Consider the following 6,401-nt stretch of genomic DNA (forward strand, 5'->3'; position numbering starts at 1 on the left):
TGGAGGTATTGCTTCGCTCACTTCGCCCCAGCCGTATCAGCCTTCCCCGAAAGGGTCATCGGGTCGGCCTGCGCATCGTCCTTTTCGAGGCTTGCTCGGCGTTCACTCGCGTTACGGCCTGCACACTCGCGCTGTCACCAATTCGTGACACGCTAATCGAAGGCTTCAGCCACTTCGTTACCTCCATGACTGCTCCGATTGCTTCCGGCTGGAGCGTTTGCCGGGTGGGACTTGCACCCACTGGAAAGCGCCGCCTTGTCACGGCGCACACCCAAAGCGGACGTTTACCGTCGCCAGCTACTGAGCTTCAACGTATCGGATGATGCTCTGGTTCTGGACGTTCGCGACCAATTCGTCCGTGCGGGATAAAAGCCGACGCAGCAAGGGCGACGGATTTGCCTGATTGTATCCCAAGGCCAAATCGACCGTTGGAGTGCCGCCCTCAAGCGCTCTGGCGACGACGTTCGGTGCAAGCATGTTCTGCGCATAGAGTGGGACGAGGCTAATTCCGCCCGTGGAGGCCACGAGCGACATGGCCGATGATATGTTTTCGCCTTCATACTTCGCGTTGAGGGTAATGCCGACTCGGGATGCGTAGTTCTGTATGACATCCTGCAAGACCGGCGATGTTCTTGCCGAGCTGACATAGATCTCGCGGGCGAGATCCTGCGGACGAATCTTCTTCCGTGATGCCAGGCGGTGTTCGGCCGGCAGCACGGCAATTAAGGGCTCCTTTGCCAATATCTTGAAAACGACGCCGTCGTTGTCTTTTTCCGGACGAAGGAAAGCGATGTCCAGCTTTCCCCGCATCAATGCCGGTGCGAGTTCTGGCGAAGATTGCGTACTGAGCGTCACGTCGACATCGGGTGCTTCCTCGCGGAGCATACGCAGCAGCTGAGGGAGCCACATCACCTCCAGCCCGACGAGAAAACCCATCGAAAGGACGGGCCGTTGCGGTTGCGCTGTTTGCCGGGCGCCCTCCGTTGCGGCCTCAACCTGCAGCAGCGCCAGCCGCGCGTGATCAAGAAATACCCTTCCGGCGGCCGTCAGCGTCACGCCTCGCGCCTGGCGCTCCAATAGCTGGACGCCGACTTCGGCTTCTAGATCGCGAATTTGCCGGCTCAGCGACGGCTGGGAGGTGTTCAGTCGCCGCTCGGCGGCGTTCAGCAGGCTGCCTTCTTCAGCGACGGCAACGAAATAGCGCAGGTGCCGGAGCTCCATGATCCCTCGTATGTCTTCCAGGCATAGCTTGAAGCCTACAAGGTCTTGGTCAGGAGCCAAGGAGGGATTTACCGTTTCGTAGTCTTCAACCAAGAAAAGGACAACGAACAATGTCTTCGCCGAAGCCTCATATCGTCTTCAGCAAAGTGATCCCAGCACTCCAGGCCGATAGGCACGGCGTGATCGCAATTCGGTACGGCCTCAACAATTCTGCAGCGCGATCGAGAGTGATTTCCCTCATTTAGCGGGAAATGCGCGCGAATGCGCAAAAGCGGCGAATAGCGCCGCGCCGGATCCGCCGACAACGCGTCGGCGATCGGGTGTTGCCACGGCAAGGGCTCGCCGGCGAGGCCGCTGAACATCGTGTCTTTTGGAAAGCCAGGGGGCGCGATCTGTGGCCTGATCAGCTCGGGCTCGCTTGCTTTCTTTAGACACCCGTCCGCAAACCTTTCAATAAATCCGATAGCGCAGATGGAGCACCGCGATGCCCAAGATCACGACGACAGACGGCGTAAAAATCTTCTACAAGGATTGGGGATCGGGTCAGCCGATCGTTTTCAGCCATGGTTGGCCGCTGACAGCGGACGACTGGGATTCCCAGATGACGTTCTTCCTTCATCACGGGTATCGGGTGATCGCTCATGACCGGCGCGGCCACGGCCGGTCCGACCAGCCCGGTACCGGCAACGACATGAACCATTGGGTTGCCGACCTCGCGGCTTTGACTGAGCATCTCAACCTGCGCGACGCGATCCACATCGGCCACTCCACAGGCGGCGGTGAGGTGGCTCGCTATGTCGCTCGGCACCAGGATCGCGTCGCGAAGGCGGCGCTGGTCGCTTCACTGACGCCGAACATGTACCGGAGCAAGGACAACCCGTCCGGTCAACCGCCGGAGTGGTTCGAAGCGATTCGCGCAGGCGTGCTGGGCAACCGGTCGGAGTTTTACCGTTTCGTCCCTGAGAATCCGTTCTACGGCTACAACCAAGAAGGGGCGAAGCCTTCGGAGGCGATCATTGCGAACTGGTGGCGCCAAGGCATGGCCGGCGGTGCCCTCGCTCATTACGCAACCGTCGACTCTTGGCTCGAAGATTATACCGAAGACCTCAAGAAGATCACCGTGCCGGTGCTGGTGATGCACGGCGAGGCTGATCAAGTCGTCCCGTTCGCAAGTTCAGTGCCGCGTGCGGTCGATTTACTTAAGAACGGCTCGCTGAAGATTTATGCCGGCTATCCCCATGGCATGCTCACCACGCATGCGGATGTCCTCAACCCCGACCTACTCGCGTTCATCAGGTCTTGACCCGGCATCTCTCCTCCGTCAATCGCCTTCGCACGAAGGAGATGCCGTTTGTAAGGCGGCGTCTCCTTCCAGTTCACGACACGGTATGCGACTGCCGCTTTTGGCCCAGGCTGTGTGAAAATCACGCAACTTGGGGCGCACTGGCGCATCTCGCGGCCGCCGAACTTCTAATTCGGTGGAATCGACCTCTCATCTCGGTGGCAATCAGGAGCTTCATGTAGGCGCTGATTTGGTCGCGCAGAGGCCGGCCTCACGCCCGCATCGCCTCCAGCAATCCACCTACGCCCATGATCGTTATCACGCGCTTCATATTGTAGGCGAGCACGTTGAGCGCCATCTCGGTGGCCACCTTTGTCAGCTTTTTCGTGAGAAAGTGCGTTGCTCCCATCCAACACTTCATCGTGCCGAACGGATGCTCCGCTGTCTGACGGCGGACACCCATTGCATTGGGGTTGTGGTCGAGCCGATCCTGAACTTTCTCCAGAACGGCTTCGTGCTCCCAGCGTGAGATGCGACGCTCGGGGCCTGTCGTGCACTGAGCTTTTAGCGCGCAGGTTTTGCAGGTGCTTGTCCAATAGCGACGCAGTGTCTTTCCGTCCTCTACGTTCGCATAGTGATAAGTTAGCCGCCCGCCGGCGGGACAGCGATAAACATCGTCGGCGGCGACATAGACGAAGTCCTGTTTGCCGAAGCGGCCAGCAGCTTTGGCGCCCGAAGTCATCGGCTTCGGCAACGTCACCGTGATGTCGGCTTCCTCGCAGGCCCTGATCTCCTCTCCATCGTAATAGCCGCGGTCTGCCACGACTTCGAGCGTCTCGACAGCCATCTCGTCGCGAGCCTGCCCGGCCATGTTGGCGAGTTGGTGGCGATCGGTGCCCACGTTGGTCACCTCGTGAGCCACGATGAGATGATGCTGCGTATCGACTGCAATCTGCACGTTGTAGCCAACGATCCCGGTGTCCTTGCCGCTTGTCGCCATCGAGCGCGCGTCAGGATCGGTCAGCGAGATCTGCTTGTCCTCGCTCTTCATCATCTCCGCATTGATGGCATTGAGCCGGACGGTCTCCTCCTTGAGCTTCTCGACCTTGCCCTTCAACCTCGCAACTTTCGCCTCTGGCACTGCATCGCCGTGCCGATCGGCGGTATCGAGCTGTGAGAGATAACGGGCGATGCTCTCGTCGATCCGCTCCAGGCGCCGCTTCATCTTCGCCTCGGTGAAGTTCTTGTCCCGCGCATTGACGGCCTTGAACTTCGATCCATCGATGGCGACGGTCGCTGCAACAAGCAGGTCAAGCTTGCGGCACAGCGCGACGAACTCGCGGCAGACCTCACGAACGGCCTTGCCATTGTCCTTGCGGAAATCCGCGATGGTCTTGAAGTCCGGCGCCAACTGCCCGGTCAGCCAGATCATCTCGATATTGCGCTGGCATTCCCGCTCCAGGCGTCGGCTCGACGGCACGCGATTGAGGTAGCCGTAGATGTAGAGCTTGAGCATCATGCCGGGATGGTAGCCGGGTCGCCCCGTGTCGAGCGGCTGGACGCCAACGAAACCGAGCTTGGCCAGATCGAGCCCGTCGACGAACACATCAACCGCACGTACCGGATTGTCCTCGGCCACGTAGTCGTCGAACAGGTGCAGGGAACAACGTGCTCTGTCCGCGGTTCACCCCTTCAACAAAGCGCTTCATTAGATGCCCCCGCAAACGCAGGGAATCTTATCGCGCGAATCACGGCAAACAGAGCGTTTTCACACAGCCTGGGCCCATAGCGGACCCCGTTGCTTTCCTGAAGAGAGTGGCGACAGCCCATTGAGGGAGTGAGTGGTTAGGCCGCCTTTGCTCGCACAGCGTAGATGTCAGCTTCTAGCGGCCACGCTGAAATATTGCGATGGGTCAGAGCACTAGTGACCCACCGCGGACACGGGTGGGCATTAGCGAAGCGCTTACGAGGCTCCCTATGCGCCGACGCCGCGGGCTCGGTACTTGAGGGGCCGAAGCTCCGGCGACAGCTCCTAGCAAAGCCTACAATACAGAAGAGCGCGGTGCCTCTCTAGCGGCACCGCGCATCGTAGATCAGCTCGCCCCAAGCAAGCAGGAGGCGCATGCGATATCCGCGAGCCTACCTGCGCCCAAAAGGGCAGCCCCACACACTCCAAAGCAGTCTGCAGCAGATCGTGGGCGGATTTGGTCGCTGTTTCCTGTTCGCATTGCTGCGAGGACCCCTGCACTCTGTGAGAGCGGACCAAGTCCGGCGCTATGACGCACCGAAGTAACGATCGTCGCGGAGCCGCGCACGTAAAGTTTCACCGGTCCCGTCTTCGGGTCTCCCTCCTGCACCGCGTTTACAATCGAGCTTCAGGGAATTTCAAAGTAACTCGAAAGAGAAAGGGTCCGGTACAGTTTGACTGTCTCCGGAGTTGATGGACCAACATATCCCCGGAATTCCACGATACCTCCGTCATCTTTTTGAGCGCTGCGCAGCATTTGCTCGACAAGTTGGTTTGGCGCAATTTCCGGTACATTCTGTTGGGCAAACAAGGGCGTTCCGGCCAGACCGAGGGCGATCAATCCAAATGCGGCTGCGCGGGCAAACTGCATGGTATTCTCCCAATTTTTGTTAAACGGACAGATTTCGTTATCCGTGGAGGCGAGTAGAAAACCTCGCCGCATACAATCATAGCTCGAGTTCCATGAAATGTGATGGGCTCTTTTGCCGCGGGGCTGGCAGCGATTCCCCAGGGTCAAGTATTTCTGGAATTTTGAACGAACGGCTCGGTTTAACGACGCGGCGAACGAACGTGCGCCACCCCTACGATCAATTAGTCGCGCATCTCACCATCTATGTCCGCGTTTGGCCCATTTGAGACCTGCCGACGGACACCCAAAAAGTCCGTTCATCGGGGAATACCGGAAGTAGCCGGCGTGCGGTCAAAACGACGTAAATGGACTGACCTGGCTGCGTGAGAACGCTGCCGCTGTGACAGGACGAGACGACCATTCCGGTTCGAACGGACCGCTCAAGCCGCGGCTCCAGCTCGCGTGAANTCAGCGGCATGCAGCTTGACGAAGTCGTACACGCTGATCGGCTTCTGGCCTGTGAGGTTGAAAAGGTCGTCGGTCATACGATCGTAGCGGCCCTGCTTGTTCAGCTCCGTCATCACGGAGAGGTGCTTGACAATGTGCGCCGGCACGCCCGCCTCCCGAAGCTTTTCGCTCCAGGCGGAGAGTGGCACGTCGCGATAGCGGATCGGCCGACCCAGCGCCTCGGAGAACACGCGCGCGTAGTGCTCCAGATCCGCCGATTCAAAACCGNTCAGATTGTAGATTTGGCCGATGTGCGGNGTGGGNTCCTCGAGGACGACCGATACGGCGCGCGCNACGTCCACAGCCGAGATCGGAGAGGTTTTCCNCCGACCCATTGGCAGCGCCAGTTCGTCGGCGTCCCGCACGCCCGGGGCAGCGAAAAGCCGGAAGAACCCATCGAGGAAGACCGTGGGCCGCATGGTGACGACCGGGAGGCCCGACCAGGACAAAGCCTGTTCCGCCAGCCAGTGCAGTTTGTGCTGCGGGCTGTCGGTGCTCTCGGTGATGCTCATCTGCGTGACGGTCATCTGCGACATGTTCACGAAAGCTTCGACGCCGTGGTGACGCGCCACGGCAGCGGTATTGACCGTGGCCGTCAAGTAATCGGCCGAAACCGACATGCCGAAATAGATCCTCGTGCAACCTTCGATCGCGCGGTGCATCGCGATGAGGTCGGTCAGGTCNCCTTGCATGACCTCGGCGCCGAGCTGGCGCAGGGCCTCGGCGCGGTCATCCTCCCGGCGCACCAAAGCTCGCACGTTGTGCCCCTTGGCGAGCAACATCTCCGTGACATT

4 protein-coding genes and 1 pseudogene are annotated in these 6,401 nt (G+C 59.7%); 1 reads left to right on the forward strand and 4 read right to left on the reverse strand.

Annotation, left to right across the window (positions count from 1 at the left end):
- Positions 1-297 precede the first annotated feature (297 nt).
- Positions 298-1,221 (reverse strand): LysR substrate-binding domain-containing protein, encoded by a 924-nt coding sequence (locus tag YY7_RS0149125; protein ID WP_028169334.1) that lies wholly within the window; start codon positions 1,219-1,221, stop codon positions 298-300.
- A gap of 484 nt (positions 1,222-1,705) precedes the next feature.
- Here YY7_RS0149125 and YY7_RS0149130 point away from each other — a divergent pair, with 484 nt between their 5' ends.
- Positions 1,706-2,524 (forward strand): alpha/beta fold hydrolase, encoded by an 819-nt coding sequence (locus YY7_RS0149130; RefSeq protein WP_028169335.1) that lies wholly within the window; start codon positions 1,706-1,708, stop codon positions 2,522-2,524.
- Positions 2,525-2,774: 250 nt separating this feature from the next.
- Here YY7_RS0149130 and YY7_RS56085 read toward each other — a convergent pair.
- The 3 genes and pseudogenes from YY7_RS56085 to YY7_RS0149145 form a co-directional block, all read right to left on the reverse strand.
- A pseudogene (locus tag YY7_RS56085) lies at positions 2,775-4,212 on the reverse strand (IS1182 family transposase).
- A gap of 666 nt (positions 4,213-4,878) precedes the next feature.
- On the reverse strand, positions 4,879-5,121 hold the full coding sequence (locus tag YY7_RS0149140) for a hypothetical protein (protein WP_155255684.1): 243 nt from the start codon (positions 5,119-5,121) through the stop codon (positions 4,879-4,881).
- Between the two features lie 419 nt (positions 5,122-5,540).
- Positions 5,541-6,389 carry an NAD(P)H-binding protein gene (locus YY7_RS0149145; protein ID WP_063623468.1) on the reverse strand — a complete coding sequence of 283 codons (849 nt, stop codon included), beginning with the start codon at positions 6,387-6,389 and terminating at the stop codon, positions 5,541-5,543.
- Positions 6,390-6,401 lie beyond the last annotated feature (12 nt).

The sequence above is a fragment of the Bradyrhizobium elkanii WSM2783 genome (assembly GCF_000472865.1).
GTDB lineage: Bacteria > Pseudomonadota > Alphaproteobacteria > Rhizobiales > Xanthobacteraceae > Bradyrhizobium > Bradyrhizobium elkanii_A.

Coding starts and splice junctions, on each gene's coding strand:
- YY7_RS0149125 (WP_028169334.1), bottom strand. CDS start 1,221: ATGGAGCTCCGGCACCTGCGCTATTTCGTTGCCGTCGCTGAAGAAGGC.
- YY7_RS0149140 (WP_155255684.1), bottom strand. CDS start 5,121: ATGCAGTTTGCCCGCGCAGCCGCATTTGGATTGATCGCCCTCGGTCTG.
- YY7_RS0149130 (WP_028169335.1), top strand. CDS start 1,706: ATGCCCAAGATCACGACGACAGACGGCGTAAAAATCTTCTACAAGGAT.